This is a genomic window from Vibrio sp. A37, assembly GCF_059777565.1.
Map to the genome: position 1 here is coordinate 235893 of NZ_JBLNLI010000007.1, position 25992 is coordinate 261884.

Genomic DNA, 25992 nt, shown 5'->3' on the forward strand with positions numbered 1-25992 from the left:
TTCAGGTAAATTGGGAGACATCATCTAACGAAACCACATTGGAATTTTGTCAGGGTTGCACATTAAATCGTCACCCTCTCGCCTAACTACGCCAACTTTTTAACGAATAGATGTACATCAAGATCAATGCTGCATTGCTGTTAAATAACAGTAAAATTTAGGATGCTATTTAACAATAGCTTAGGCATACAGAATAAGAAGGTTATATAAGATGGATTACTCGTCTCTGTTCACGGAATTTTTGTGTAAGAACTATAGTGCTAAAACTACAAAATATGAATTTTTCAACGCTGTTTCAAACTACATTCATTCTAACGGCCGACATTTTTTTCAAGTAATCCTTTCTGCAAGAAAAAAGCAAATTATTGATTTTAAATCAAATATTTCATCAAAAAATTTAGTTACAATATTCGAGCAAAACTACTATCGTACTATCGTAGGGACACCATTCGAAGGTAGCAAGAAAGACTACTTACTCATTGAACAAATAGCAGCAAAGCTCTGTGGTAACTGGTTAGAGTTTTGGAGCGAATTTCTAATTTATGAAGTTAAAGCTAAGTATAGTAAGCATAGTTGCCTACCTCAAAACCCTCTTCTCCCATTCAATGACGAAATGTATTTATCTGAAGTGGTGAATGATATTTCTCTCGACAAACGGCTATTTTATACTCTTCATCATGATAGGCCCATGCTCCTAAAAGACGCAGTTTATCTAATAAATTTAGAGCTATTTGTTAAGGAATCTAAGTGGTATGAGATGTTAATGTGCCTGAACCTTTCTAGTTCAGGCACGCATATGATACTAACCGCTCCTCGTAAGCACGATTTTCCAATAATTGTTTCGAGTGTCTTGATACAAGGATGGGCCCAACGAAACCAGTGGTTGAGCTATCAGGAATATTTTCAAAGTAATCAGTGGAATCTTTGCGTATCTAGCAGTGGATGGAACATCCTCAACAAGTCGAACATATTTTCCAGCAACCTAAAAGACTCTTACACGTGCGTTAAGAACTTTGAGACTGATTTTCAGAATAAGCTTCTCAAAAAAAGTCGTATTTGTGAACTATTACGGCTAACCGTAAGTGGTACTATTCGACAGAAAGTATATTATTTGTACCTAGCACAAAAACATTTAGTAAAAGCAGTACACAGTCTAGGGTATGATTTTTGTTTAACAATTATAGAACAACCTTTTTTATTAAATTATTACGAAAAACTAGATAATAATTGTTATATATCAACCAGTTATTGCAAAATGGACAATAAGGACGATTATATGTACAAAGGGCTTTGGAATACTAAAATTCTCCTACAGTCTTTACAGTCATGTACATTCAGTAAATACAAAAAAATAGCTAATAGTTTTAAACAAAAAGTTGTAGCAGAACTTTATGCATAACGTCATACTCGATATAAACTTCCGACCACAAGCTTTAACTCTAACACTAGTCGGGTTCGCTATTTTAGGATGGTTGATTTGCTATACTTATAGTTTAAGAAAAATGCATAGATCCATCTTAAATACATACCACTTTCCCTACATTTGCTATTCTGCCTGCATAATGTTGTGGATATTTTCTAACGCATATTTTCAGACTGGTTACTTAGTTAGCTTAGGAGAACCCGCGGCTATCACAATGGCTAAAGTAGCTAACTTGAGCTCTTTTTTCGCTTTTGCATTTGCATACTACTTCTCATGTGGACTATTAGCTACACAGCGGAAGAAAAAAATCGCATGGATACAGTTTTTAGTGCTCGGTACTAGCTCTATATACGCACTGTTCGTAAATACGTTTAAAGCAGATACAATTAAAGGAGTAACGATATCAGCTGCAGGGCATTTTGATATTGTATTTGGCCCACAAACACCTTATTTTTTTGGTTTGGTACTAGCTATTATTTTATTAACCCTATTCAACCTATTAAGGTGCCGTAAATGCCACTCTAAGTTAAATCTGGCTAAAAATAACTATATGGTTATGGGAATATTTATATTTATGTCCTCTACTGCTGTCATTCATATAGGGTTCGCATACTTTTTAAATAATTTTTCATATACTTGGCTTCCACCCGCATTTTCCATCAGTGAGATATTATTTGTCGGCTATGCTCTTGTTACATCAAGATTTTATAGCTCTAAGTACATAATCTATAATGGCCTAACTGTTCTAACTTCGGGCCTCGTTTTAGCAATTTTGTTAGTCCCACTAACCCTCGTAATGAATACATATTTTGAGTTCTTTACTATTGCTACTATTTGCGTTTTAACGGGTATTAGCTGGCGTTATGTACATAACTTTTTTAAGCGGAGCATTGCACTAATATTATATGGTTCTACCACTACTCCAGTGGAAAAAATACAAGCGTTAGAAGATGATTTCCAACATTCTGCTCGTTTTGCCATTAAAAAACTGGGAAACCTACTTAATTTACCAAGTGGGAAGTTGAGGCTTGTAACAAACAAAGTAGATGATCCTACTTATTCTGAGTTTTTGTCTCAGCAGAAGTCAGTTCTTATTGTGGATGAAATTGAAAACGTAATTCAATTCACAGATTCGAAAACCAACCAGAAGCTAAAAGAATTAAAAAAGAAAATGAGCTCTGATGAAACTGCACTGATATTACCTTTATATGATGAGAATGCCAGTATTTCCTGCTTATTAGTTTCTCCGCATAAAGTTGATGGTGGTTTGTTCTCGCGTGAAGAAGTAAGAGCACTGCAAAAGGTCATTAACAAGGTACGAGGCTATATTAATGCCGATAGAAAGGTTTCACAGTCTCAAGCACTTGCTAACACCATCGCCCATGAAATGAGAAACCCACTTGCTCAGGCTCAACTCCAATTTGAGGAGCTCAAGGAGTTAGTTGTGCGTCACGCCTCGGTGAACGATATCTTAACCAGTATTGATAAAGGCCGGTCAGCGATACGTCGAGGGCGGCAACTCATAGACATCATTTTACGTGAGGTCAGTGACTCTTCCCTTACCAAAGAACCTGCTGTTGACTATTCAATCAGAAAGGTTATCCATCAAGCAATAGGTCGATATGGATTTGAAAGCAATGACATTCAAAAACGCATTATCTTCTGCAATGGTACTGACTTTGTCGCGAGATTGAATGAAACTTTGTTCCACTTTGTCATTTTTAACCTACTTCGCAATGCTATTTACTATTTTGATTCCTATCCTGCGTCTCGAATTCACATATCGACTCAAGAAGGTGAACATGAGAATTGCGTTATTTTTCGTGACAACGGCCCGGGTATCGATCCTCAGATTCTACCTAAGATCTTTGAGGACTTTTTTACACACAATAAAAATGGTGGAAGCGGATTGGGGCTAGGCTATTGTCAGCGTGTGATGCAAGCATTCGGTGGCAGAATCACCTGCAATACTGAGTTAGGTCAGTTTACAGAGTTTCGTCTGTACCTCCCTACTATAACCAACACCTCTGTTTCCTTAAGTTCGGATGATGACTACGGATTTATTGAAACCTATAAAGAATTGCCTGCTGGAGAGGCTCAACAACAAGCACCTATCATTTCAAAGCCACTTGAAACCTCCATCGACTTTTCATCCAAAACCATATTGGTTGTTGATGACAAGGAAGTACAGCGTGCTCTTGTAAAACTTTACCTTGAACAGCTTGGTTGCAAAGTAATCCAAGCTAACAACGGGCTCACTGCGGTAAGTGTTTTCCGCTCCAATCCAGTGGACCTAGTTCTCATGGATATTCAAATGCCTAAAATGAACGGCTTTCAGGCATGCAAACAAATACACGAAATATCTCCCTCTACACCTGTTGTGGCATTATCTGGTGAATGTGGAACTGAAGATCTTAAAAAAATCAATAAATTAATGGATGCCAGACTAGAAAAACCAACATCGAAAGAGTCGCTACAAAATGTGATATGCAGCTTACTTAGTAATGCAACAAAACAAGTAGTAGCGGAAAATAGTGGCACTGATTATGCATAATGTCCTTTGAATGACGGGTGACAATTTTTTGTCTACCCCCAGCAGCAAAGGAAAGAATTATGGATATTCATCGTCACACATATTACGGTCTCATTCACCATGGTATCAAATCACTCCTCGTTGACCGAGTCGGTCACTTTACAGAAATGGAGTATCACCAATACCTAAGCTTAATGACAGGCAAATCAAGCTGCTTTTCAATGAGTGACGATGAGTTACAAGTTGCTGTTGATAGTCTTAGAAGTGAGGGATATTTAGAAGACATGAAAAACCTAATACCAAGATTAGAAGCTTCTCATTTTGAACAGTAACCCCTGTGTTTTTGTATCTAGGTGTCTCTGGGTGTTTTGTATTTACGCAGTTTTGGGTAGACTGTAGCGAACTTCAGATAAAACGCACGATATAAGAATGAAACAAATCATCGACTTTATTCCCTTAATTGTCTTTTTTGTGTTGTACAAGATGTACAACATCTACGTGGCCACCGGAGCACTCATTGTCGCCACTGCGATACAAATAGTTCTCACCTACTTTCTCTATAAAAAAGTAGAAAAAATGCAATTAATAACATTCGTTATTGTTGCAATATTCGGTGGTATGACAATATTCCTTCATGATGACAATTTCATTAAATGGAAAGTAACCATTGTGTATGCGTTGTTCGCCCTTTTCTTAACAATCAGCCATCTTATGGGAAAATCAGCCATAAAAGGCATGCTTGGCAATGAGATCTCCCTACCTGAACATGCTTGGGCAAAGATAAATTGGGCTTGGGTAGCTTTCTTTGCAGTTTGTGCAGTTGTAAATATTTATGTCGCTTATGAACTTCCTTTAGATGTGTGGGTCAACTTTAAGGTGTTTGGCCTTTTGGTCGCCACTCTTGGCTTTACGCTATTAACTGGTGTTTACATATATAAACACCTACCCAAAAATAACGAATCAGAAGAGTAGCAGTTACCTGCAACATTTTATCAGCTTTTCGTTTTTAGAGCGGTTAATCAGACCGCTCAGAGTATTGGATGTCAAATATGAGTAAAGATAGTAGTTCTCCTAAAGGTCAATTATTGACTAGAACCTTGGCAATGCCAGCAGATACCAACGCCAATGGAGATATCTTCGGTGGTTGGCTCATGTCTCAGCTCGACTTAGCCGGTGGTATCCTCGCTAAAGAAATATCTAGTGGTCGTGCAGTGACGGTGTCCGTTTCAAGCATCGCCTTTGAAAAACCAGTTAAAGTTGGTGACGTAGTTTGCTGCTACGGTCATTGTACAAAAATCGGTCGAACGTCAATGTCCATGGACTTAGAGCTTTGGGTCAAGTCAGTCAATGACGCTGGAATCGGCGATCGATTTGAAGTATGTCGAGCCACTTTCAATTATGTTGCAATTGATGCTCACGGTCGGCCACGCCCCGTAAAACCCGAAGAGCACTCTCACATAGCATAGTTTTTTATATTCAATTTCACTGAGTTTCGCTAAAGTAAGACAGTCAAAGCTAGGTCCTCAGGCCCAACTTAATAATAAGGATAAGATTAGATATGTGGTACGTAATTTTTTCAACTGACGTCAAAGATTCCTTAGATAAGCGGCTAAGTGTTCGAGAAAAACATTTAGAACGCTTACAGCAGTTACAAGATGAAGGTCGATTACTCACCGCTGGCCCTATGCCCGCAATCGATTCTGATAACCCAGGCGACGCAGGCTTTACGGGCTCAACGGTTATAGCACAATTCGATTCTATATTAGACGCGCAATCATGGGCTGAATCCGATCCCTATGTTGGAGCTGGTGTCTACGAAAGCGTCATCGTGAAGCCGTTTAAGAAAGTTTTTTAATATGAAAAAAAGCATCATTTCTTTTGCTCTCATTGCAAGCGCGACCTTAGCTCTCTCTGGGTGTGCTTCGAAAACCGAGCAACAACAACGCCAATTAGAACTCATTGCGAGTAACCGCGCTGGAGTATTAAGTGCCGAACTTCCTTTAGAGTATGGCCCTCTTTCAATTATGAGTGCTAAGGCGAATGGTACAGTCATCGAAATTATGATGGTTTACAACCAAGATGCGACTGGCGCGAAACCCTTGAAGGAAGTTATGCGCGACACAATCAACAGTTATTGCGTAACGCCTGAGATTACAAGGAATTTAGGCATTGGTATCGACTATCAAATCAAAATGCGTAATAGTCGAGGTCAGTTAGTCGTTGATCAGATGATCACTCAAAAAACGTGTGATGAGAAAAGCAGCAAGAAAAGCTAACACTCACACAACCAATTTTACGAAATAAAGAGAAATTTACGAAATTCGACACATATCACAAATTTCTCTTTTTTTGTGAATAATCTCTCCAAAATCATTCACAGCAATTCCATTTACATTTTAATTAATTATGTGGTGAATGATTTTTCTACTGGTCAATCTAGGAATAACAGAGGAGTAATCCAGTTTGAATCGCGCTTGACTACAGATTCGACAAATTCTATGGTTTGATAACCACGTCGCAATGCGGAGATTCCTATGAAAAGGGCCAGTTCCACTTACCGTCTTCAGCTCATCAAAGAGGTTGCGTCTAAAAAGCAACAAAACGCCAATGATCCCATGGCGAACTACATCCACCAATTGCTCTCTGAAAAAACAGAAACAGACAGTAGTGTCGAGCTAAACAATCGCTTTGTCGGGAGCCATTTCGATGAAAATGCCGGAGGTTGGGTTAGCGATATTTGGGGCATGAAGTAAAATTACGTTTATTTAGGTTGTCGTATCTAGAATAACGATTGTTGGATATCATCGCCTTGCGGGAGCTCATTCCCTTGTTCTTGCTTCTGCTTGGTAGCTTTACGACGGTATCTTTGACGACATAGTTTGATGACATGCAGTTGTTGAGATGGTGTCATTTGCAACCAGTTAAATCTTTCTTCACGCTTACGCATGCACCCTTGACAGTACCCTTTATCATCAACCGTACAAATCCCTACACAAGGACTAGGTACAACAAAAAATTCTAATTGTTCCATACTTGTCCTCCTAATCTATCTATTAACGTTATGCCATCTACAGATAGACTGCAAACACTTGATGTACATTCCTCCTAGTTTCGCAGCCATGAGTGTTCAGTTTGTTTAAAATTCAAACACTCAAACATAAGCAAGTAATTTAGGCTGTAGAAGCACAAGTATTTCATGCATAAAAGTGTTTTAAAACAAATTATAAGTTTTTAATCTAGCTACTCTATAGCCTCCTCATTAGGTAATATACGTAGACCTGCTGAAAGTAAAACTTCATGAGTTGGGTCTCCTAATTACATCATTTTAGCTATAGGAACACTATGAAAAGGCTTTTCATAACTTTATTCATATTTTTATTTTCTCTCTCCGCCTCAGCTCAAGAAAGCTGGCAAAATATCGTCAAACAAGCTCATGGCCAAACCGTCTATTTAAATGGTTGGGGTGGCAGCCAAGAAGTGAATGACTATTTACGTTGGGCAGGTATTCAGCTGAAAAAGAAATACGATATCACTTTAGTCCAAGTTAAAGTCACCGACATGATTGAAACGACTTCGCGCCTTATTGCAGAAAAAGCCGCAGGAAAAAACAGTGGTGGTAGTGTCGATATGGTTTGGATCAATGGCAAATATTTCAAATCATTAAAAGAAAACCACTTACTCTACGGTCCGTTTGTTAGCACCCTGCCCAACTGGAAAGACGTCAACACGTCACTACCTGTAACTGAAGACTTTTCCGTTCCAACAGATGGATACGAAGCACCTTGGGGCGTCGGTCAATTAATCTTTATCTATGACTCGGCCACGCTTAAAAATCCACCACGTTCTTTTGCTGAATTGCTCAGCTATGCGAAAGCTCACCCCGGTCGAGTGACGTACCCTAAACCACCAGAATTTCATGGGTCTAGCTTCCTGAAAGCGGCCTTAATTGAGCTCACACATAACAACCCAGCGTTGCACAAGCCTGTAAACAAAGCTGACTTCGAAAAGATTACCGCTCCACTTTGGCACTATCTTGATCAACTTCATCCATTGATGTGGCGTGGTGGCAAACAGTTCCCTTCCGGCTCTGCCGAAACGATGCAACTGCTTGATGATGGTCAACTAGACCTAGCCATTGCGTTCAACCCTAATGCCGTACCAGCTGGACAAGAAAGCGGTCGACTAGCCGATACAGTTAAAGCTTATGCAATGGACGAAGGTGCTTTAACTAATGTTCACTTCTTAGCAATCCCTTGGAATGCCACTTCAAAAGCAGGTGCTCTTGTGACAATTAACTATCTAATGAGCCCAGCCGCTCAATCAAGAAAAGGCAATACCTCTGTGTGGGGGGATCCGTCTATTCTGCAGCATAAATATCTAACAGGCACTGCAAAGCACATCAAGCTGTACAAATCTCTTGAAGAATTAGATCCAAGTTGGCAATCAGCATTAGAGGTCGAGTGGCAAAAACGCTATGGCAGTTAACACATTTAATTCTGGCAAGCGAAGTCGTACTCTATTTCGCTTGTCTTATATAGTGTTAATCGCCGTGTGCGTGTTACCACTATTGCCCGGTTCGCTAGGTGTTATTGTATCTTCACTTGGCTTTATTCCGCCTATTGGTCTCCATCATTTTAACTTTGATGGGTTTACACAAGTGTTTGAATGGAATGGAGTACTGCATTCAATACTACTCACAATATTTACTGCTTTAACCAGCACCTATCTCGCTGCACTTTTTAGTTTTGCTATCATGCAAAGCCTATTTAGACGGCCTATTTGGAAGAAAATCGAAACGTTAATCTCTCCATTGCTAGCCATGCCTCACGTGGCATTTGCGATTGGTTTTACGTTCTTATTTTCCTCTTCAGGGATGTTCTTCAGGCTCGTACATCAATTATTTGGCGTTAACTTAAGTCATTCGTCTTACTTTAGCCTTGTCCAAGATCCTTATGCTTTGGGCTTAACTCTGGTATTGGCACTCAAAGAAACACCGTTCCTATTGCTAATGAGCTTACCTATTATCCAGCAGTTAAAGGTTGATAAGTTAAGTCAAATAAGTACTTCTTTAGGTTATTCCCCCCATCAGTTTTGGTGGAAAGTCGTACTTCCCCAGTGGCTTCCTAAACTGCGTTTTGCACTGTTTTCGGTGCTTGCGTATGGGGTGTCAGTGGTCGATTTAAGCTTGATTATGGGGCCAAATCGACCATCAACATTTTCAGTCCTTGTTTGGCAGTGGTTCAATGAACCCAATTTAAGCCTAATGCCAAGAGCTGCCGCTGGCGCCGTAACTCTTTTCGCAATCGCCACTTTGATGCTAGTAATTGCGGTTATTTTGGAAAAGATTTGTACGAGCGCATACAAAAGCTGGCAGTTTTCTGGCCGCTTCGGCATTCGACTTCCAGGGAAAAGCGTTATCACCATTTTGATTACGCTATCAACCATCATCTTACCTATGATGTTGATATGGAGTTTTGCGTTAAGGTGGCGATTCCCTGACCTACTGCCAACACGCTATAGCTTGCGTTTTTGGCATGACGAATGGTTTAACGCTTGGCCAACACTCAATAACAGCATTTCGTTAGCAATTATCAGTGCAACGGTCGCTCTGTTGCTTGCATTTGTTGCTCATGAATATCGAATCCGATATAAACTGCGATTACCAAATTATGTTATTGCGTTGCCTATCTTGATTCCTCAGTTGTCAGTGTTGTTTGGCTTACAAATTACATCGCTATTTATCGCGAGCAATCAATATTACCTTTGGGTGCTGTGGTCACACATATTCTTTGCCTTTCCATATGTTTACCTCTCACTAGATGGCCCATGGAAAAGCTATGACAACCACTATACTCATACAGCCTTGAGCCTAGGTAAGTCGCCGCTGGCAACATTTTTACGCGTAAAGCTACCGATACTTAAAACCGCCACTTTGTACGCTTGGGCAATGGGTGCTAGCGTTAGCTTAGCTCAATATCTACCAACATTGATGCTAGGTGGAGGACGCATTAACACCATCACCACTGAAGCCGTTGCTTTAACAAGTGGTTTCGATAGGAGGGTCACTGCAATCTATGGACTGTGGCAAGCGCTTTTGCCTTTCATATTCTTCACATTGGCGATTTTGATTGGGCGTTACAAACGCCCTACGCTACGTACACCATCAAAGGAAGCAAGTTAGCATGACACTCAGACTAGAAAATTTGTCCATTACTCGAAACGTGGGCGAGGTTTTGTTTAAAGATTTCAACCTAGAAGTAGAAGCTGGTGAAGTTGCAACCTTGATGGGCCCAAGTGGCTGTGGCAAATCTACATTGTTGGGCTTAATTGCAGGCCACTTAAACGAAGACTTTTCGTTTTCAGGCAAAGTCAGTTTGGACGGCAGCGATGTCACGTCTAAAGCACCACATCAACGGCAGGTAGGCATTTTATTTCAAGATGATCTCCTTTTGCCACACTTAAATGTATGGCAAAACTTAGCGTTTGCCCTTCCAAACAGTGTTAAGAAAAAGCAGCGCAAAGAAGTGGCAATGGATGCGTTAGCAAGTATCAAACTTTCCAAACTTGCAGACTCATTTCCGACTCAGGTTTCGGGTGGGCAACGAGCTCGAATCAGCCTCACGAGAATGCTACTCGCCAAGCCAAAGTTAGCGCTATTGGATGAACCGTTTAGTAAACTTGATTCTGAGGTAAGGAAAGAGTTTCGTGATTGGGTTGTTGAACAGCTGCAACACGCAAATATTCCCTCAATTCTTGTCACTCACGATATAGAAGACAAGCCGACATCCGGTAATCTCATTTCTTGGCCATGGAGTAAGTAAATAAATGCTTGATAGGTATAGCAGTAAAGTCGTTAAAGGCCCGCTACATATTTTGGCTAGGATAGCGAACAGGCTTGGGATTAGAGCCGATCATATTAGTGTTGTTGGGTTTTGTCTTGGCTGCTGTGCCTTTCCTGCGATTGTGTTTGGCTACCTTGAGTTAGCGTTGGTATTCATTCTACTCAATCGAACTTTTGACGGTTTAGATGGCGCACTGGCAAGAATACAGGGAACGAGTGACGCTGGGGGTTTTTTGGACATTAGTTTAGATTTTATTTTCTATTCCATGATTCCATTTGCTTTCATCGTCGCGAACCCAGCAGAAAATGCGATTGCTGGCGCGTTTCTAATTTTTGCCTTTGTGGGCACTGGCAGCAGCTTTTTAGCGTTTGCGGTGATGGCTGGAAAACGGGGCATCGACAACCCTGTCTATCGAAACAAGTCACTTTACTACATGAGTGGATTAACTGAAGGGACTGAAACCATTGCATGCTTCGTTGTATTCTGTCTTTGGCCAAAATATTTCAATCACGTAGCATACTTATTTGGCGCCGCGTGTTGGTTCACCACGTTCACACGTATTCACTCAGGTTTCCATACTTTGAACAACTCGCACGAGTAACACCTATTCATATTAAATAGTGTATGGATATTTTAATTGATTGATTACGAAAAATAATTCACGTATCACCTCATATAGACTTAATCTGCGACACGGAACCAAACAAACAAGTTGTATGATATAAGCTAATTTTTTCAATGGATTGCTCTCAGAGCAGGTTAAACTCTCAAAGGTTACAGAGCTTAAAACTGTAACCTTGCCTTAATCTTCACATTCATTATAACTATTTTAAAAATGTAGGTTTATCTGCACCAAATGGGTGAACAGGCGTTTCATTTTTGAGCTCTAAGTTGTCGAATCTATAGCTACGAGCTAAACGAGTAATATCACCATAAATAGTACGAGTAGTTTCTAAGTTGGGCTTCGATACATCTGTCATCGGCAATTTTTCGTACTGAGTTTTATCTAACAAACCTAGGTTTTCAACCCACATACCAGTGCGCGCTAGAGAAACTTTTACACAATAAGAGCCACCATCTACAGCACGCTTATGGATCGCAGCTAATACGCCAGACAAAGCAAAGTAGGATGTCATGGGATCGTTTAGATAGAAAACTGGTGAAAATTTCGGGTTGCTCAAGCTGCCATCAGCTTCTGTGACTGAAAAACCAGAACATGCCTGCCCAATCGTTTCAAATCCTGGCCGGTCAGACCAAATATTATCCTTACCATAACAGCAAATATCGAGATAAATAATACCTTTACTGGAATGCTCCACCGCTTCTTTAGCGCTTAAACCAAAATGTTCAGGGACTCCTGGGCGATAAGAGTTCACAAACACATCAGCTTCAGAGAGTAGCTCCCTCATTTTTAAGTTATCGATTTCATTATCGAGATCTAAATACGCGTTGCGTTTACAGAAGTTTGTTATCAAGTTTTGTGGAAGTGTATCTTTTTGAGATGGGTTCGGAGAAGTAATGTGCAATATATCTGCACCAAGTCTACCTAAATTTTGTGCACACATTGGGCCAGCCAATACGTGAGTAAAATCAAGTACTTTTAACCCTTGTAGTACTTCTTTCGGATCTGACTCATAAGGTACTGGGGCAGAATCAGCAATTTTTTCAACTTCTATCACAGGTACTTGACTTAAGCTTGCCCCAACCGGATGAGCTAACCACTCTTCATTAGAACGCGCAACGCAAGCCGGTAATCCAGCTTCGGAAAGTGCTTCTTCTAGTTCAAAAGAATTCCATTTTTTAACCTCTTCAGCTATACGTTGCCTTTCATTTCCACAGTCAAAGAAATCCAAGTAACCATTTAGCAGTTTCATGTATGGAGGACCAGCCATCATATGAATTGCCCGGCCATCCCGACAGGTAAAATAGGCGTTCACAGAAACTGACTCTGCCCCCACATTCATTGGATACCCATTCTGGAGTACATAGTGATTTTCGTGCATTGAGTTAAGCGCTGCTTCAATATTCATACTGGCAACATTTCTCTCACTAGTACGATGTTGCCAAATCATAGAGGTAAGTAGAGCGTTGGATCCCTGAGCAATTGCGCTAGCATAACCGAGCCTATGAGGAGAGTGAATAATTGGATCTTCACCTTTTAAAACGAAATCGCCTTTAATCTCATGTTGCATATCTAAAGAATCAATCAATTGATTCAACTCCGGCAACTCACCTTTTTGATAACTTCTGTATTTGGTAGTCATTATTTGCCTCATTGTGTTCTTCGTGACGACAAAATAATCTTAATTTTGTGGATTTATTTATACAATAATGTAATTTTTAAAAGTATTGATTAACTAATTTAAACAAAAAGGCATGATAAATTCTTTTGATACCATAAAAAGTATGGCGGTTTTTGCGAAAGTCGCGGAAGAGGAAAGCTTTACAAAAGCAGCTAAGTCGCTAGGCGTCACCCGAGCTTCAGTCACCTATCATATTAAGAAACTCGAAGAGCGGTTTGGCGTCACTTTGCTCAATAGAACGACTCGAAGCGTAAAGTTAACCTCGTCCGGTAAACTATATTATGAGAGGTGTATGAAGGTGTACGAAGAAGCTGAAAAAGCCAGCATCTTTATGGATAAAGTTAAAAGCGACCCAATTGGAACAATCCGTATCTACTGTCCCATCAATATGGGGGAAGTAATTTTGCTTCCTTTGTTAGAGCGCTTCCACGTTGAGTACCCTAAGATAAAACTAGACATCAACTTGACAGACCAAGAACCAGATTTAACGAAAGACAATGTTGATATCTCAATTCGTCATCGGCCCACAAAAAATCAAAATATCTACGTAAAACATCTGACTACTTTCGAAAGATATATTTGTGGTTCTTTAGAGTATTTTGACAATAATAATTACCCAAAACAAGAATCTGATCTAGAAGAACACTCTTGGATTCACTATCAAGAAAATAAAGAACACACAAAAGCCTGCGCAATTTCTACCAACTGTAGCGCAGCAAGAAATTATTTTGTCGAGAACGGTTATGGCATTTCAAGTTTCCCAGACTATGATGCAATACCAAGAATACGGGCTGGAAAGCTAATTCGGGTATTAGAAGATTTACCACCTCAGAAAAACAAGGTGTATTTGATGTACCAAAAAGGTGACAAGGATTCAGCGAAAAATAAGCTGATTATAAACTTTCTTGCCAATAATTTTCATGCAGAGGTCGAGAAATACCGATCAAAACACACAGTCAGTCATTCAGCAGGCTTTCCTTTATAGCTAAATACCATCGCTTTTAAACTAGCTTGATTATCAATGTCTTCAAACTCTGGTGGGTTGTCCAAGCGATATTGATACGTGATATCTGGTGCTTGTTCTTTCATGCTGTCGATTAAGAACTGTTCGCTGACTGATGGCGAGTTAACGCATGCTAGCACTAAGCCGCCACTTGTGAGCATATCGGGTAATCGGCGCAATATCTTTTGATAGTCTTTTGTTAGTGCAAAGCTACCTTTTTGAAACGACGGTGGATCGATCACAATTAAATCATAAGGCCCAAGCTTCTTTAACTTACTCCAAGACTTAAACAAGTCATGGGCCAAAAAGCTCACCTTCGACATATCGTGCTGATTAATTCTGTGATTCTGTCTGCCTTTGTTTAGAGAGGCTTTAGCCATATCCAAGTTAACCACATGCTTTGCTCCACCAGCAATAGCAGAGAGAGAGAAACCACAGGTATACGAGAACAAATTCAACACGTTTTTATTGCCCGAGTGCTGTTTAACCCAATCGCGTCCAAATCTCATATCAAGAAAAAGACCAAAGTTCTGGTTTCGCCCCACATCCAACTGATAACGGATTTGATTTTCTACAACGACAGGCGAAACAATTAGCTCACCCAACACCACTTCTGTCGGCGCACCATCTTGATATCGATGCTGTAAAACGATCGATTTACCCTGCTTTACTTGCCATGTTTCACTTTGTGAGAACTCTAACAAACCTTGTTTTAAGCCTTCCATAAACTCGGGATCGGGTTGCTTAAATACTTGTACGACTAACTGCCCTTGCAGCCAGTCACAAGTGAGTTGCTCTAGACCTTCCCAGCAGCGCCCCCTCCCATGGAATACACGACGTAATTCGTTTGGAATTGATTGCAGCTCTCGTTCGAGGTGTTCAAAGAAGGTGGGTAATTCGGCTAAGTGCATTTCGTTCTCGATTAGTATTTAATTTTTGGCCAAGACAGCAACCAAGGCTGTTTTAAGTTGTCGATTGCATCGCTTACTTGCTGAGCATGCCACTTTTTACCTAGAGATGCATATTCTCTGGGATCACAAACAAACTCAAATTGCTTTTCAGCATAAGTAAAACGCACAGAAAAAGCGTGTAAGTATCCTCGATCACTAGATGACGTTGGGTTATATATTGGATCGCCAACGATAGCCGAGCCAACTGACTTTATAGCAACACGAATTTGGTGAGTTTTACCCGTTGCTGGTTTACACAAAAACAGTCGTTCACCGGGTTCAGCGGCGTAAGAAAAAAATTGAGTCACTGCAGGGTTGCTGATCGAATTGGTCAACTTCCAAGTCGAACGGCGAGATCGCTGCATATCTCCTACAATCAAGCCCTGCTTTTTCTTCGGCTTTTTACTCGCAATGGCAAGATAATATTTATCGATTAATCTATGGGCAAATAAGCCAGAGAGCTCACTTGCTGATTGCGAGTTGCGTGCTAACAACAAAATGCCCGATGTCATTTTATCGAGCCGATGAACTAGATAAAGCTTATCAATACCCAATTGTTGTTGGATCGTCTGCAGCAACAATGTATCGCCATCGTCTTTGTGCACAGAAACATTGGGGTGTTTGTTGATGACAACAAAATCATCATGGCTATAAAGTAAATCGAACATTTGACCTCTTTGGTTAGGAGGCGAAGTATATACCTATGCAGTCATCATTAGAAATTTTTTAGCGACTCTATGTACTTAGGCCTCGTATACAAGACTCGCACTCTAATCACTTTGTGCTCGCGTGTACTGAACAAGCTTCGCAGCGTTTTCGCCTCTTAATTGCAGCGACATGCATCGCACACCACCACCGAGGCCGCAGACTTGCTGTGACGAAACAGGAACAATCTGCTTTGTTGTGATCGCTTGAAGCTGCTTCAAGGCAAGCGCATCTTCTGGAATGCCAAATTGGGGGAAGTAGATTCTTTCAGGCGTCACCAGCATATTGGTATATAGGCCACAAGCTGAAGGGTATTGTGAGTCGTAGGTTGTATTGGGTTGATAAGGGGTAACAATCGTGTGAATAGATACGTCTGGAAGTTGGCGTTTCAATTCTCTCCGAATTTCATTTTCATATTCTTTGTCGTCTGGATATCCATTGATTACTGCAACGTTTTCTTCAACGAAACTTACGCTCCCATCGGCATGCTCTAGCCCGCCTAATTCATCAGACTCAATAAACGCAACGTGTTTTGCTCCAGTCAGCGCTTTTAGTTTCTGGCGAGCTTGCTCTTCTGATAAACGGTTATCACGGAGAAATTTTGTGCTCAAAATGACGTTTCCGGCGTAGTCATCGACAAAATTACCACCATCATTTAGTAACGAAGACTTCTTAAACGTTAAGCCCGCATCTTTCGCCAGATCCAAGAAAGTACTCTGTACTTCATCAGCCATACCCTGTGGAGAATCAAACCCTTCCTGCGCCGCAGCGGTATAGCGAAATGCAATGGCTTCGCCACTTGGATTAGTAAGAGTAAAATCTCGCATCCAAATATCATCCATCGGAAACACTAAGACGTGTTCATGACCAATCGAATCCGCGTACTGGTCATAGAGTTCTTCAGAGCTCAAAATAACAACTTCATCCTTGTTCTGGAGAATTTTTTTTGCGTAATTTATTTGGAAGTAAAGAATGTTGGCCTGATGAGGTTGATAATAACTTTCGCCTGCGGGAGGTGCAGCCAAAACAATAAGTTCTGCAAAAGTCGAGCTCGACATAGCCATCCCAATAGTTGATAAAATACCTATTAAATACTTGTGCAACGCGCTTCTTCCATGTGACAAATAGACATAAAAAAATATAGTACTTAACACTATATACCTTAACCACAAAACTTGCCTTCCAAAAACTTCAACCTTTTTATTTTAGATATACAGTTAACTAAACATCATAATAAATAGAAAAAATAACAAAATTACAGTACAAGTATCCATTTAAATGAATTTACACTACTCTTCTAACCAAGTAATACTCAGCAGAAAATAAGTTTTCAATTAATATAGATAACTTCCTATATCATATGAAAAGTAACAGAACAAAATAGAAATTACCTATAAGAACCATTGCCAAAAACTATTTCCATCGAATCATGAATGAAGATAGTTTTATCTCGACTTCAACACAACATATAAGTAAAACTATTATGATTAAGAAAAATCTATCTGTATTATCTACTGCGCTATTAGTTGGCTCTATGTATTCAATGACTTCTAACGCGATGCCAATGCCTAAACCCGTCCCTGTAACAACTCCGATCATAATGAAGACTTCATTGACAGTGCCACAGGAAGCAACTGCGACTAGCCCCTCAACCCCCGCAACAGCACGTGGTGTAGGTGCTTTTCTATTCAACCCAGAAAATAGACAACTTTCATTTACTATTGATTATGCAGGGTTAAGTAGCGCACCATTTATGGCTCACTTCCATGAAGGCTACGCGACAACTGATGGCCCAATTGCACAAACTATATTTGGTAAGCCAAGCAAACCAGCTATGCCTTTGGTTACCATTAAACAAGAACATAATTATGGTGTTTTAACTGGCGTATGGACTGTTCCAAAAAATGAAGTGAAAGCGCTACTGCAAGGTGATATTTACGTCAACTTGCACACCAAACTTAATAAGGATGGCGAGATCCGCGGACAAGTCATTCCTTCATAACTAATTCCTTCTTAAAAACAAACAGTATGCCCACTTCATATTCTGGAGTGGGTAAAATACATTCTTTCCCACTCAATTTATCCTATCTTATTTATATAGATGACCAAGCTAGAGAATAAAAGATGAGGAGAAGAGAGTTTATTAAGATGTGTACGCTACTGGGTATAGCATTACCTTTTCGCACCCGAGGAGCATCAAAAAGTATATCCTCTTCAGATTTTTCAGGTTCAGTTTTGATTCTTGGTGCTGGAGCGGCAGGTATGGCTGCTGGCCACCTACTCACACAAATGGGCATCAACTACCGAATATTAGAAGCCTCTAATACCCATGGCGGTAGAATGAAAACCACCAATACTTTTGCTGACTTTCCTATTTCCTTAGGCGCTGAATGGTTGCACGTATCGAAAAAAGAGCTGACCAACATTGTGAATAATCCTTCGGCTAAAATAAAAACCGGGTTAAAAGGGTATTCTAGCAAAGATAACGTTGGTTACTACGACGGACATCGCTTGAGCTACTATTCCTTGTCAGATACTTTTGGAGAAGAATTTCATGACAAGAAATTTATCAATTCTAGTTGGTTGGACTTTTTCAATACATACGTGCTCCCTAGTGTTCAATCACAATTACTATTCGATACTCAAATTACTTCGATCCGATATGGCGGCAAAAAGGTAACCGTCACAGATTCTCACAACAACTTATATAACGCAGACAAACTCCTCATCACAGTACCTCTGAAAGTCCTACAAAGTGACAGCATCAACTTTGAGCCAGAGCTACCACCATATAAAAATAGGACGATTCAACGAGCTCGGATTTGGGGCGGTATTAAAGTATTTATCGAATTCAAAGAACGCTTTTATCCCACTTTTCTAGGCTTTCCTGATAGTGAAACAGATTCGGGGCAAAGAATGTATTATGACGCTGCCTATGCTCAAAATACGTCGCATAATATTCTCGGCCTTTTCGCTGTTGGTAAACAGGCCGACCAATACCAGAAGTACCTGTCGAAAAACAGAATAGATTATATCTTGAATCAACTAGACACGGTATTTAGCGGTAAAGCATCTCAAAATTACGTCAAGCATATCACTCAGGACTGGGACAATGAGCCTTTCATCCACTCTGCATATTTGGCAGATACATCTCCTGATGATATTTCTACCCTGTTAGCTCAACCGATAAACGATCAGCTGTTTTTCGCTGGAGAAGCATATACGATATATGATGATTGGGGTGGCGTTCACAACGCGACCCAAAGTGCGAGACGCGCCGTCGAGGAGATTTTACGTTTTTAGGGCCAACTAACCTATTGACGGAGTACAACATAGTTTGCTCGGAAATGGTTCTCTGTAAAGCTCTCCACAACGATACCAGAACTAAAGTTTGATCATTTTGAGTTGAACTACTGTTACCAAGATTGAGGAGGTAGCAATACAGGCTGACTCAGTTCTAGCGTAGTTTTCGACAAAACTCGTATAGAGTAATAGGACATAGTGGGCCGTCTGACATTACGAACTCGATTTTGGTCTTTTAGTACTTTCCTAAGTCATAGCCACATGCTGTTAACCCTCTGTTACCCCTAACGAATGCAATATAATTTAAGTTCATTTATTTTATAGCAGAAAAATGCCTAAATTCGATTTCAAAAATTTACAAAAAACAATCACCATAAAAGAAGCAACAATTGCGATAGATATATGCATAAAAGGCTTATCCTCTTATTACAACATAGCCATGAGATCTAACCGAAAAAAAGATGCTCTACTTTCATTGAGACAACAAATCCAACTGGGTCACAGTAATGGATTATTAAATATAGACCTATTTATTGCTCGGTTGCTTTCCATCGTATGCACACAAAGAGGAAAGGGAGAGGTTCCCTCTTCTAGTAAAGCACTAATAAAAGCTATTAATTCTCACCGCGTGCTGCCAATATTGTATACCTATATTAAAATGAGCCTTGGTGATACTACGATTAGACCAATTAAGTACCCAGACTTACTTGACATGTTGAATAATATCTTAGATACAACTTACCAGGCTGAAAATAAAAAAGAGAACTACTACACAAGGTACGGTCAGTTACGTACATATAGTAAAGACTCTAATGGGTTTATTCCGATAACAGAATTAGTTAGCGGCGATATATTAATGTGCGATGCTAGTGAAGATGAAGAAGATCAAAGTGACTATCGAATGGTTACAAGATATTCGAGAGTTTTTAATTCTGAAAGAAAAGCTGCACACAATATAGACCATGCCGCTATGTATTATCACTTTACAAAAGATAGTGAGTCCGATGAAATGAAAAGAATCAATTCATTTAAAAGAGAACACACTGTTATAGAATCTAATGGTAAAGGATTAAACTTAGATACATTCAAGAATAAATCTAAACATGATTATATCTATGAAATATGGCGATGCCGAGACCCTAAAATTTCAAAGTTTGCTGTTGAAGTTGCCAAAGAGTTGCTTATACATAAATGGTTTGGTCGTAACCAAGGAGACATATTTGGAAACTATAGCTTTAATCCTTGTCTTAGTGGCACGAAATCTCGCGGGAAAAATGCAAAACAATATATAGAACAAATACGGAGCAACCCTATTAGTGACCGAAAATTTTTCTGCTCTAATTTCGTCATGGAGTGCTACGAAATTGCTGCCAGCAGGGGTGAATACAAAGATTCTGACCTGAACCTATTCAATCGTTCTTGTGTAAGAGCAACTCCTAAAACACTGGAGGGTGGAATGATTGAAAGAAACATGTATTGGGAGTTTGTTGGAAGGATATCTACTAAAGATCTCAGCCCTGACCTATTGAGCTAGATATAAAACTTTCTTTCAATGAACGTTCCGATCACTTTGTCGTGCAGCAACTCTGATCTGGAAAAGCTGATAATGATTCGGGCCATTCTTGTGAACCGAGTTCTTAATATTAGACTTATACGCTCAATTCTAGGCTTCCATAATTCAGGTTACTGATACTCGAGAAACTATTATAAACAAGGGACAGGGGTCGCTTTATCTTTCCTGCCCCTTTCGATTCAACACGGAAAAAGTGACAAACTTAGTGTAATTTAAGCCGACTCATTACCCCACACGCGTTTCATTCAAACGCTGGAACAAATACTCTCCGCTACTAATGACTTGGTAATGCTTTTTAGCTTCCTTTCCTGTAAAGGTTTCTATTGGTGTTTCAAAATCTGGATGACCAAAAAAGGCTAGTGATAAACGAGCTTTATCTGTCAAAACTGAGTTTACCCGATGTAGGTCTCGCGCCAAAACATCCCCACTCCACCGACCAAACAAATCACCTACATTCACACCCACTAATCCGGTACCAGCAGGGCTGTCATACCATTCTTGTGTGAATGGGTTCATAACTGATAATCCACCTAATTCGTCTTGAGTTAAGAGCGTCAGCGTGCCGTAGTCCGTATGTGGTGATACAGCGAATTGATTCACATCTGGGTTAGATGGTGGATAATGAAGCGCCCGCAGCGATTGGGCAGCCTTAGCATGTCGGCTACTGAAAAAATGTTCATCCAAATCAAATGCAACAGCAAAACCTTTGAGAAGCAAAAGGAGTGTTTCGTAACATGCAGTCATATAGCTTTCCATGGTGTCGCGAAACTCCGGCATATATGATTTTTCAGGCCATGTCATTTCGTCAAATCCCATCATAAAGGTTTCTTTAAAATCGAAACTACTTTTATCTAAACTTTCAGCACCGAAGGACTCAAAGCCTCTGTTCTTCGTGACATCATATGGAAGTGAATCTGCCAGATTTTTTTCTTTTACTGTGCGGAAAAATACACCAAGCTGCTCAAGCGCTTTTTCTTGTAGCTTCTGAGTTAATGGCGCATTAGCAATCGCCATAAAGCCTAGCTCTTCTCCTGCTTTACGAAGCTCTAAGCCAAAACTTTTCTTTTGCTCATCATTAGCACTGTCCCAATTGATAGCATCAATAATGGCAATATTATTACTAGACATTAAGGAGTCCTTATAAGTAGATAACGAACAAAGCGTTCAATTAAGCTTCAACTTTCAAACCGTAAGTTTTGAATTTTTCCAATACCCTATCCATTTCTTCATCATCAAGTACCTTTATCTCTAATCCTGCCGACAAGGCTTTCAGATACATATCCGCCAAGGTTTCAACTTCTTGCGACAACCACAATGCCTTTCGAAGATTTTCACCCACAGATATTGAGCCGTGATGTGCAAGCAGTAGTGCTTTACTTGTCACGATACCTTCCGCTACGCCATCAGAGAGCGCTTGGCTACCGAACGTTGCATAAGGGACAAGAGGAATCATTTTTGAACCAGAAGCAGCAATCATATAGTGGATAGCGGGAATCGGTTTTTCTAAAACTGCTAGAGTTGTGCTGCTTATCGCATGATTGTGAACAACAGCATTGCAGTCTTGCCTAGCTTTGTAACAAGCTAAATGGAATTGCCATTCAGAGGAAGGGACCTTTCCTTGCTCAAAATTTCCTTCTTTATCGATAAAAACAATTTGATCTTGTGTCATTTGGCTATATGCGATACCAGAGGGGGTAATAAGCATTCCACCGTCAAATCGAACACTTGCATTACCTGAAGCCCCCTGATTCAAACCTAATCGCACCATTTCAAGGCAGGTATCTATAATTTGTTGAGCAAATACTTCTCGCATGATTTATTTCCCATCATTTATCTACTCAAACTACAATACCTTTTATTATACTGTTCAGCTAGTTGGGCAATTTTTCAAGAAGGTTATCTTTTTCAGCTCCTCTGAAGCTGCCGTTTTGTATAACGCAGCCCAATAGGTGTAGAAAACGAAAAAAGCCGCCTTAAGCAGCTTTTGGATACCCCGATGTATGTTTTTGTAACTCAAGAGAAAAAGAAAACCATAACCATGAGGATTGGGCAAACAACCCTCACATAAGCTGGCCAAATTTTCCAAAACCAACCTTGCTCTATTTCTGGGTAACCTTGCTTTAGCTCCTCTAACACGCGGTTTCTTTGCCATATCCAACCTGCGATTAAAGTAATAAACAAGCCGATGATTGGCTGCGCATAGACCGTTGTCAGTTTAATGACTAACCCAAACAAGTCGCCAAAGTTAAATACAATAACACCGGAAATCACAATAATAATGGCACCAATCCATGACACCGCCAACTTACGAGATTGATTCAACTCCTCGATGGCTACCGCCACTGGTACTTCTAACATGGAAATGGAAGACGTCAGTGCTGCAATAAGCATTACGGCGAAAAACAACACACTCACTAACTCACCGATCGTTCCCATCGAATGGAACATGGCCGGTAAGACTTGGAACACCAAAGTGTCTGAGCTTAACAATGCACCTGAGTCAGAAAAGATCTCCACCCCATTGTGTTTGGCGACAAACATGGCTGGCATTATTAATAAACCAGCGATGAATGCGACACCGGTATCGACACACGCTACTTGAGCGGCTGTTTTTGGTAAGTTGGCATCTTTATTTAGATATGAGCCATACACCATCATGGCACATACGCCCAAAGAAAGAGAAAAGAATGCTTGGCCCATCGCGCTTACCACAACTTCAGTACTAAAGTGATTGAAGTCCGGTACCAAGTACATTTTTAACCCTTCAAAGGCACCTGGTTGAGTAAATATATAGCCGATAAGCAATATAAATAATACGAACAGCATAGGCATTAATCGACTGGACCACTTTTCAATACCGTCTGTGACACCGCTTTGCACTACATACATGGTCATCAGCATAAAGACTATCATTAGGATTAAGTTACGCTCGAGACCAAACCCTGTCATCCAATCTGCAGTACTTTGCGCGCCTACAAGTTCTAGACCGCTACCTGCGAAAGATCCGACTAACCAACCAGCAACGATGGCGTAAAAGCTTAAGATCATCGACACGACGATCATTCCTGCTATTCCCACAGCAATCGCACCAACTTTGCCATTCGGCCAAACAGCTTTTAAAGAGCGAAGGGGGTTAGATTGCCCATATCGACCAATCGTCAATTCTGCCACTAACATTGGATACGCTAGGAGAAAAACCATCAACAGATAAATGATTAAAAATAGAGCGCCGCCATTACTTGCAGCTTGAGTAGGAAAACCCCAAATGTTACCTAAACCAACCGCTGAACCTGCGGCCGCTAATATAAAACCCAGCCTTGAAGAAAAGTGGCCTCTCGAACTTACTGCCATAATTGGTCTTCCGTTTCCAAATCTTATTAAATATCCCAGTTCCGAGCATTAAATTGGTCTTCAAATTGCCTCGGAGCTAAACGCGCCGCAAGTAAACCAGTTAACTAGTACAAAAGAAAGTACCATCTCTCATTTTTTTAACACAGCGTCTAATAACGGAAGCAGGTTGATGAATGTTTAGACATTCAACCGAATATGGTTCTGCTATAGCAACCTAAGAAAGACAACAGATTGTTGCAATATCTTGTAGAGATAAAGCTTCCCTTATTAACCATTTTCGATTTACTATTCAACAAGTTGTTTTATACGAGTATCTCAATGGAAAAGTTTTATCACTTTTTAACTCTTGCTGGCATTGTATTGTATTGGCTTTTAGTGGCAGGAGTAACACTTCGAGCAGTGCTAAAACATCGCTCAGTGAGTGTTTCGCTAGCTTGGCTATTGATCATCTACACCATTCCTATTGTTGGCGTTTTTTGTTACTTTCTTTTTGGTGAGCTCAACCTTGGTAGAAAAAGAGCTGAGCGCGCAAAAGAGATGTTCCAGCCTTATGAGTCATGGTTTACCCAACTAAACGAATGCCAAGCTCACGCCCGTGAAACCTTTGGTTACCACATATCTCGGATAGATGAACTCTGCAACAACCGTCTGGGTTTGCCTTCTTTGAGTGGCAATACACTGACACTCAAAAACGAACCACAAGAGATTCTTCGCTCTATTATCAACGATATTGAATCCGCAACCACCAGCATCCGCCTTGTATTCTATATATGGCATCCCGGAGGCCTAGCTGATTCCGTTTCTTCTGCACTAATAAAAGCCGCTCAACGCGGCGTTGAAGTCAAGCTACTCGTTGACTCCGCAGGCAGTGCAAACTTTTTCAAAAGCCCATGGCGCAAAATGATGCAAAACGCAGGAATCACTGTTGTTCAAGCTTTGGAAGTCAGCCCTTGGCGTATGTTTTTACGCCGCTTAGACCTCCGGCAACACCGCAAAATTATCGTTATCGATGACCAAGTCGCTTATACCGGTTCAATGAACTTGGTAGACCCTGCGTATTTCAAGCAAGAATCAGGAGTTGGACAGTGGATTGATATCATGGTTCGTATCACAGGGCCAACCGTGAATGTCCTCTCAGCTATCCATTCATGGGACTGGGAAGTAGAGACCGGTTCTAGGTCACTCCCAGCGCCACCAGAGTGTGAAGTAGATGAAACCAAAGCGCTCCACCCTATCCAAGTGGTGCCTTCTGGTCCCGGCATGCCAGACCACCTAATCTCACAAGTACTGACACTAGCGATTAATCAAGCAAATGTATCGGTACGTATCACGACCCCCTATTTTGTGCCAAGTGTTGACCTGTTAGACACATTAAAACTCACGGCTCAGCGCGGTGTTAAAGTTGATTTAATTATCCCGCATAAAAATGACTCCCTGATGGTACAGTGGGCCTCTCGAGCTTTTTATACCGAATTACTAGAAGCTGGAGTTGAAATACATGAGTTTTATGGTGGACTGCTGCATACAAAGTCGGTCGTCATTGACGAGCAATTCTGTTTGGTCGGTACCGTCAATCTGGATATGCGCAGCTTGTGGCTCAACTTTGAATTGACTCTGGCTATCGACGATGAGCATTTCACCAAAGAAATGTTCGACCTTCAGCAATCATACATTGAGCATTCACACTCATTAAAGTTAGAAGAATGGAGAAAGCGCAAAGTTTACTACCGCTTCTTTGAACGAGTCTTTTACTTATTTAACCCGCTACTCTAACCCGCATCCTAGAGCCTCATGGCTCTAGATACTCTATTTGATTCATTATAATTTCTAATCCATCCAATAGAAATTTATCAACCTTTTAGTAGTAAATACATATTGAACCTCTAATCATCTCCTAATAATATCGTCGCAAATCCTAAGATACTCAACATAGCTAATTCATTAGTTTTGGGGCACTTCTCCGCTTTGTTGAGTCTAAATGAGTCATAACTATCAGGCTATCTAGC

The 25992-nt window shown here is 40.4% G+C and carries 25 protein-coding genes and 1 pseudogene; 17 read left to right on the forward strand and 9 right to left on the reverse strand.

Annotated features, from left to right (window positions below; all coding sequences use genetic code 11):
* Positions 1 to 211 precede the first annotated feature (211 nt).
* From ACM2FC_RS14385 to ACM2FC_RS14420, 8 genes are all read left to right on the forward strand, one after another.
* Entirely contained in the window at positions 212 to 1399 is a 1188-nt protein-coding gene (locus ACM2FC_RS14385; RefSeq protein WP_498481646.1) for an acyl-homoserine-lactone synthase, read from the forward strand.
* The gene (locus ACM2FC_RS14390) at positions 1392 to 3977 is read left to right on the forward strand and encodes a hybrid sensor histidine kinase/response regulator (protein WP_498481648.1); all 2586 of its coding nucleotides are present in this window, start codon (positions 1392 to 1394) and stop codon (positions 3975 to 3977) included. Before ACM2FC_RS14385 ends, ACM2FC_RS14390 begins: the two co-directional genes overlap by 8 nt.
* A 59-nt stretch (positions 3978 to 4036) precedes the next feature.
* On the forward strand, positions 4037 to 4288 hold the full coding sequence (locus tag ACM2FC_RS14395) for a hypothetical protein (RefSeq protein ID WP_498481650.1): 252 nt from the start codon (positions 4037 to 4039) through the stop codon (positions 4286 to 4288).
* Between the two features lie 97 nt (positions 4289 to 4385).
* Positions 4386 to 4928 (forward strand): septation protein A, encoded by a 543-nt coding sequence (locus ACM2FC_RS14400; RefSeq protein WP_498481651.1) that lies wholly within the window; start codon positions 4386 to 4388, stop codon positions 4926 to 4928.
* Positions 4929 to 5005: 77 nt separating this feature from the next.
* On the forward strand, positions 5006 to 5422 hold the full coding sequence (gene yciA / locus ACM2FC_RS14405) for an acyl-CoA thioester hydrolase YciA (protein WP_498481652.1): 417 nt from the start codon (positions 5006 to 5008) through the stop codon (positions 5420 to 5422).
* Positions 5423 to 5514: 92 nt separating this feature from the next.
* Positions 5515 to 5811, forward strand: coding sequence for a YciI family protein (locus ACM2FC_RS14410; RefSeq protein ID WP_498481653.1), 297 nt, complete (start codon positions 5515 to 5517; stop codon positions 5809 to 5811).
* Between the two features lies 1 nt (position 5812).
* A complete protein-coding gene (locus tag ACM2FC_RS14415) occupies positions 5813 to 6232 on the forward strand; it encodes a GspS/AspS pilotin family protein (protein WP_498481654.1) in 420 nt (139 codons plus the stop codon).
* A gap of 258 nt (positions 6233 to 6490) precedes the next feature.
* Entirely contained in the window at positions 6491 to 6709 is a 219-nt protein-coding gene (locus ACM2FC_RS14420; RefSeq protein ID WP_498481655.1) for a hypothetical protein, read from the forward strand.
* A 26-nt stretch (positions 6710 to 6735) separates the two neighbouring features.
* On the opposite strand, the gene ACM2FC_RS14425 is transcribed toward ACM2FC_RS14420, so the two are convergent.
* Positions 6736 to 6987 (reverse strand): DUF1289 domain-containing protein, encoded by a 252-nt coding sequence (locus ACM2FC_RS14425; RefSeq protein ID WP_498481656.1) that lies wholly within the window; start codon positions 6985 to 6987, stop codon positions 6736 to 6738.
* A 311-nt stretch (positions 6988 to 7298) separates the two neighbouring features.
* Here ACM2FC_RS14425 and ACM2FC_RS14430 point away from each other — a divergent pair, with 311 nt between their 5' ends.
* The 4 genes from ACM2FC_RS14430 to ACM2FC_RS14445 are packed head-to-tail and all read left to right on the forward strand — an operon-like array spanning position 7299 to position 11399.
* Positions 7299 to 8441, forward strand: coding sequence for an ABC transporter substrate-binding protein (locus ACM2FC_RS14430; protein WP_498481658.1), 1143 nt, complete (start codon positions 7299 to 7301; stop codon positions 8439 to 8441).
* Positions 8431 to 10137: an ABC transporter permease gene (locus ACM2FC_RS14435; RefSeq protein ID WP_498481659.1), complete on the forward strand. Its 1707-nt coding sequence runs from the start codon at positions 8431 to 8433 to the stop codon at positions 10135 to 10137. The genes ACM2FC_RS14430 and ACM2FC_RS14435 overlap by 11 nt, the downstream gene beginning before the upstream one ends.
* A gap of 1 nt (position 10138) precedes the next feature.
* Positions 10139 to 10777 carry an ATP-binding cassette domain-containing protein gene (locus tag ACM2FC_RS14440; protein ID WP_498481660.1) on the forward strand — a complete coding sequence of 213 codons (639 nt, stop codon included), beginning with the start codon at positions 10139 to 10141 and terminating at the stop codon, positions 10775 to 10777.
* 4 nt (positions 10778 to 10781) lie between these two features.
* A complete protein-coding gene (locus ACM2FC_RS14445) occupies positions 10782 to 11399 on the forward strand; it encodes a CDP-alcohol phosphatidyltransferase family protein (RefSeq protein ID WP_498481661.1) in 618 nt (205 codons plus the stop codon).
* A 223-nt stretch (positions 11400 to 11622) separates the two neighbouring features.
* Here the strand turns inward: ACM2FC_RS14445 and ACM2FC_RS14450 are convergent, their stop codons facing one another.
* Positions 11623 to 13062 (reverse strand): CoA transferase, encoded by a 1440-nt coding sequence (locus ACM2FC_RS14450; protein WP_498481662.1) that lies wholly within the window; start codon positions 13060 to 13062, stop codon positions 11623 to 11625.
* A gap of 112 nt (positions 13063 to 13174) precedes the next feature.
* Here ACM2FC_RS14450 and ACM2FC_RS14455 point away from each other — a divergent pair, with 112 nt between their 5' ends.
* Complete coding sequence (locus ACM2FC_RS14455) at positions 13175 to 14086, forward strand: LysR family transcriptional regulator (RefSeq protein WP_498481664.1); 912 nt, start codon at positions 13175 to 13177, stop codon at positions 14084 to 14086.
* Here ACM2FC_RS14455 and ACM2FC_RS14460 read toward each other — a convergent pair.
* The 3 genes from ACM2FC_RS14460 to ACM2FC_RS14470 all read right to left on the reverse strand — a co-directional run bounded on the left by ACM2FC_RS14460 (position 14062) and on the right by ACM2FC_RS14470 (position 16817).
* Complete coding sequence (locus ACM2FC_RS14460) at positions 14062 to 15015, reverse strand: class I SAM-dependent methyltransferase (RefSeq protein ID WP_498481665.1); 954 nt, start codon at positions 15013 to 15015, stop codon at positions 14062 to 14064. The two genes, ACM2FC_RS14455 and ACM2FC_RS14460, sit on opposite strands and share 25 nt — an antisense overlap.
* 11 nt (positions 15016 to 15026) lie before the next feature.
* Positions 15027 to 15722, reverse strand: coding sequence for a TIGR01621 family pseudouridine synthase (locus tag ACM2FC_RS14465; protein ID WP_498481666.1), 696 nt, complete (start codon positions 15720 to 15722; stop codon positions 15027 to 15029).
* Between the two features lie 102 nt (positions 15723 to 15824).
* Entirely contained in the window at positions 15825 to 16817 is a 993-nt protein-coding gene (locus ACM2FC_RS14470) for an agmatine deiminase family protein (RefSeq protein ID WP_498481667.1), read from the reverse strand.
* A 425-nt stretch (positions 16818 to 17242) separates the two neighbouring features.
* Here ACM2FC_RS14470 and ACM2FC_RS14475 point away from each other — a divergent pair, with 425 nt between their 5' ends.
* From ACM2FC_RS14475 to ACM2FC_RS14485, 3 genes are all read left to right on the forward strand, one after another.
* Positions 17243 to 17761: a CHRD domain-containing protein gene (locus ACM2FC_RS14475; protein ID WP_498481668.1), complete on the forward strand. Its 519-nt coding sequence runs from the start codon at positions 17243 to 17245 to the stop codon at positions 17759 to 17761.
* A gap of 146 nt (positions 17762 to 17907) precedes the next feature.
* Positions 17908 to 19062: a flavin monoamine oxidase family protein gene (locus tag ACM2FC_RS14480; protein WP_498481669.1), complete on the forward strand. Its 1155-nt coding sequence runs from the start codon at positions 17908 to 17910 to the stop codon at positions 19060 to 19062.
* 331 nt (positions 19063 to 19393) lie between these two features.
* The gene (locus tag ACM2FC_RS14485) at positions 19394 to 20596 is read left to right on the forward strand and encodes a hypothetical protein (protein ID WP_498481670.1); all 1203 of its coding nucleotides are present in this window, start codon (positions 19394 to 19396) and stop codon (positions 20594 to 20596) included.
* Here the strand turns inward: ACM2FC_RS14485 and ACM2FC_RS14490 are convergent.
* The 4 genes and pseudogenes from ACM2FC_RS14490 to ACM2FC_RS14505 form a co-directional block, all read right to left on the reverse strand.
* A pseudogene (locus tag ACM2FC_RS14490) lies at positions 20593 to 20727 on the reverse strand (IS1 family transposase); the annotation flags it as partial. The gene ACM2FC_RS14485 and the pseudogene ACM2FC_RS14490 sit on opposite strands and share 4 nt — an antisense overlap.
* A gap of 133 nt (positions 20728 to 20860) precedes the next feature.
* Positions 20861 to 21763 carry an isopenicillin N synthase family dioxygenase gene (locus ACM2FC_RS14495; RefSeq protein ID WP_498481671.1) on the reverse strand — a complete coding sequence of 301 codons (903 nt, stop codon included), beginning with the start codon at positions 21761 to 21763 and terminating at the stop codon, positions 20861 to 20863.
* A gap of 40 nt (positions 21764 to 21803) precedes the next feature.
* The gene (locus tag ACM2FC_RS14500; RefSeq protein WP_498481679.1) at positions 21804 to 22451 is read right to left on the reverse strand and encodes an L-fuculose-phosphate aldolase; all 648 of its coding nucleotides are present in this window, start codon (positions 22449 to 22451) and stop codon (positions 21804 to 21806) included.
* Between the two features lie 197 nt (positions 22452 to 22648).
* Complete coding sequence (locus tag ACM2FC_RS14505) at positions 22649 to 23986, reverse strand: sodium-dependent transporter (protein ID WP_498481672.1); 1338 nt, start codon at positions 23984 to 23986, stop codon at positions 22649 to 22651.
* Positions 23987 to 24304: 318 nt separating this feature from the next.
* Here ACM2FC_RS14505 and cls point away from each other — a divergent pair, with 318 nt between their 5' ends.
* Positions 24305 to 25759, forward strand: coding sequence for a cardiolipin synthase (gene cls / locus ACM2FC_RS14510; RefSeq protein ID WP_498481673.1), 1455 nt, complete (start codon positions 24305 to 24307; stop codon positions 25757 to 25759).
* The last annotated feature ends 233 nt before the right edge of the window (positions 25760 to 25992 follow it).

What these genes read in the sequence shown, in the direction of transcription:
- ACM2FC_RS14475 (WP_498481668.1), top strand. Translation starts at nt 17,243, where the DNA reads ATGATTAAGAAAAATCTATCTGTATTATCTACTGCGCTATTAGTTGGC.
- ACM2FC_RS14395 (WP_498481650.1), top strand. Translation starts at nt 4,037, where the DNA reads ATGGATATTCATCGTCACACATATTACGGTCTCATTCACCATGGTATC.
- ACM2FC_RS14470 (WP_498481667.1), bottom strand. Translation starts at nt 16,817, where the DNA reads ATGTCGAGCTCGACTTTTGCAGAACTTATTGTTTTGGCTGCACCTCCC.
- cls (WP_498481673.1), top strand. Translation starts at nt 24,305, where the DNA reads ATGGAAAAGTTTTATCACTTTTTAACTCTTGCTGGCATTGTATTGTAT.
- ACM2FC_RS14435 (WP_498481659.1), top strand. Translation starts at nt 8,431, where the DNA reads ATGGCAGTTAACACATTTAATTCTGGCAAGCGAAGTCGTACTCTATTT.
- ACM2FC_RS14410 (WP_498481653.1), top strand. Translation starts at nt 5,515, where the DNA reads ATGTGGTACGTAATTTTTTCAACTGACGTCAAAGATTCCTTAGATAAG.
- yciA (WP_498481652.1), top strand. Translation starts at nt 5,006, where the DNA reads ATGAGTAAAGATAGTAGTTCTCCTAAAGGTCAATTATTGACTAGAACC.
- ACM2FC_RS14450 (WP_498481662.1), bottom strand. Translation starts at nt 13,062, where the DNA reads ATGACTACCAAATACAGAAGTTATCAAAAAGGTGAGTTGCCGGAGTTG.
- ACM2FC_RS14465 (WP_498481666.1), bottom strand. Translation starts at nt 15,722, where the DNA reads ATGTTCGATTTACTTTATAGCCATGATGATTTTGTTGTCATCAACAAA.
- ACM2FC_RS14385 (WP_498481646.1), top strand. Translation starts at nt 212, where the DNA reads ATGGATTACTCGTCTCTGTTCACGGAATTTTTGTGTAAGAACTATAGT.
- ACM2FC_RS14440 (WP_498481660.1), top strand. Translation starts at nt 10,139, where the DNA reads ATGACACTCAGACTAGAAAATTTGTCCATTACTCGAAACGTGGGCGAG.
- ACM2FC_RS14480 (WP_498481669.1), top strand. Translation starts at nt 17,908, where the DNA reads ATGTGTACGCTACTGGGTATAGCATTACCTTTTCGCACCCGAGGAGCA.
- ACM2FC_RS14495 (WP_498481671.1), bottom strand. Translation starts at nt 21,763, where the DNA reads ATGTCTAGTAATAATATTGCCATTATTGATGCTATCAATTGGGACAGT.
- ACM2FC_RS14400 (WP_498481651.1), top strand. Translation starts at nt 4,386, where the DNA reads ATGAAACAAATCATCGACTTTATTCCCTTAATTGTCTTTTTTGTGTTG.
- ACM2FC_RS14460 (WP_498481665.1), bottom strand. Translation starts at nt 15,015, where the DNA reads ATGCACTTAGCCGAATTACCCACCTTCTTTGAACACCTCGAACGAGAG.
- ACM2FC_RS14445 (WP_498481661.1), top strand. Translation starts at nt 10,782, where the DNA reads ATGCTTGATAGGTATAGCAGTAAAGTCGTTAAAGGCCCGCTACATATT.
- ACM2FC_RS14425 (WP_498481656.1), bottom strand. Translation starts at nt 6,987, where the DNA reads ATGGAACAATTAGAATTTTTTGTTGTACCTAGTCCTTGTGTAGGGATT.
- ACM2FC_RS14430 (WP_498481658.1), top strand. Translation starts at nt 7,299, where the DNA reads ATGAAAAGGCTTTTCATAACTTTATTCATATTTTTATTTTCTCTCTCC.
- ACM2FC_RS14415 (WP_498481654.1), top strand. Translation starts at nt 5,813, where the DNA reads ATGAAAAAAAGCATCATTTCTTTTGCTCTCATTGCAAGCGCGACCTTA.
- ACM2FC_RS14485 (WP_498481670.1), top strand. Translation starts at nt 19,394, where the DNA reads ATGCCTAAATTCGATTTCAAAAATTTACAAAAAACAATCACCATAAAA.
- ACM2FC_RS14420 (WP_498481655.1), top strand. Translation starts at nt 6,491, where the DNA reads ATGAAAAGGGCCAGTTCCACTTACCGTCTTCAGCTCATCAAAGAGGTT.
- ACM2FC_RS14505 (WP_498481672.1), bottom strand. Translation starts at nt 23,986, where the DNA reads ATGGCAGTAAGTTCGAGAGGCCACTTTTCTTCAAGGCTGGGTTTTATA.
- ACM2FC_RS14455 (WP_498481664.1), top strand. Translation starts at nt 13,175, where the DNA reads ATGATAAATTCTTTTGATACCATAAAAAGTATGGCGGTTTTTGCGAAA.
- ACM2FC_RS14390 (WP_498481648.1), top strand. Translation starts at nt 1,392, where the DNA reads ATGCATAACGTCATACTCGATATAAACTTCCGACCACAAGCTTTAACT.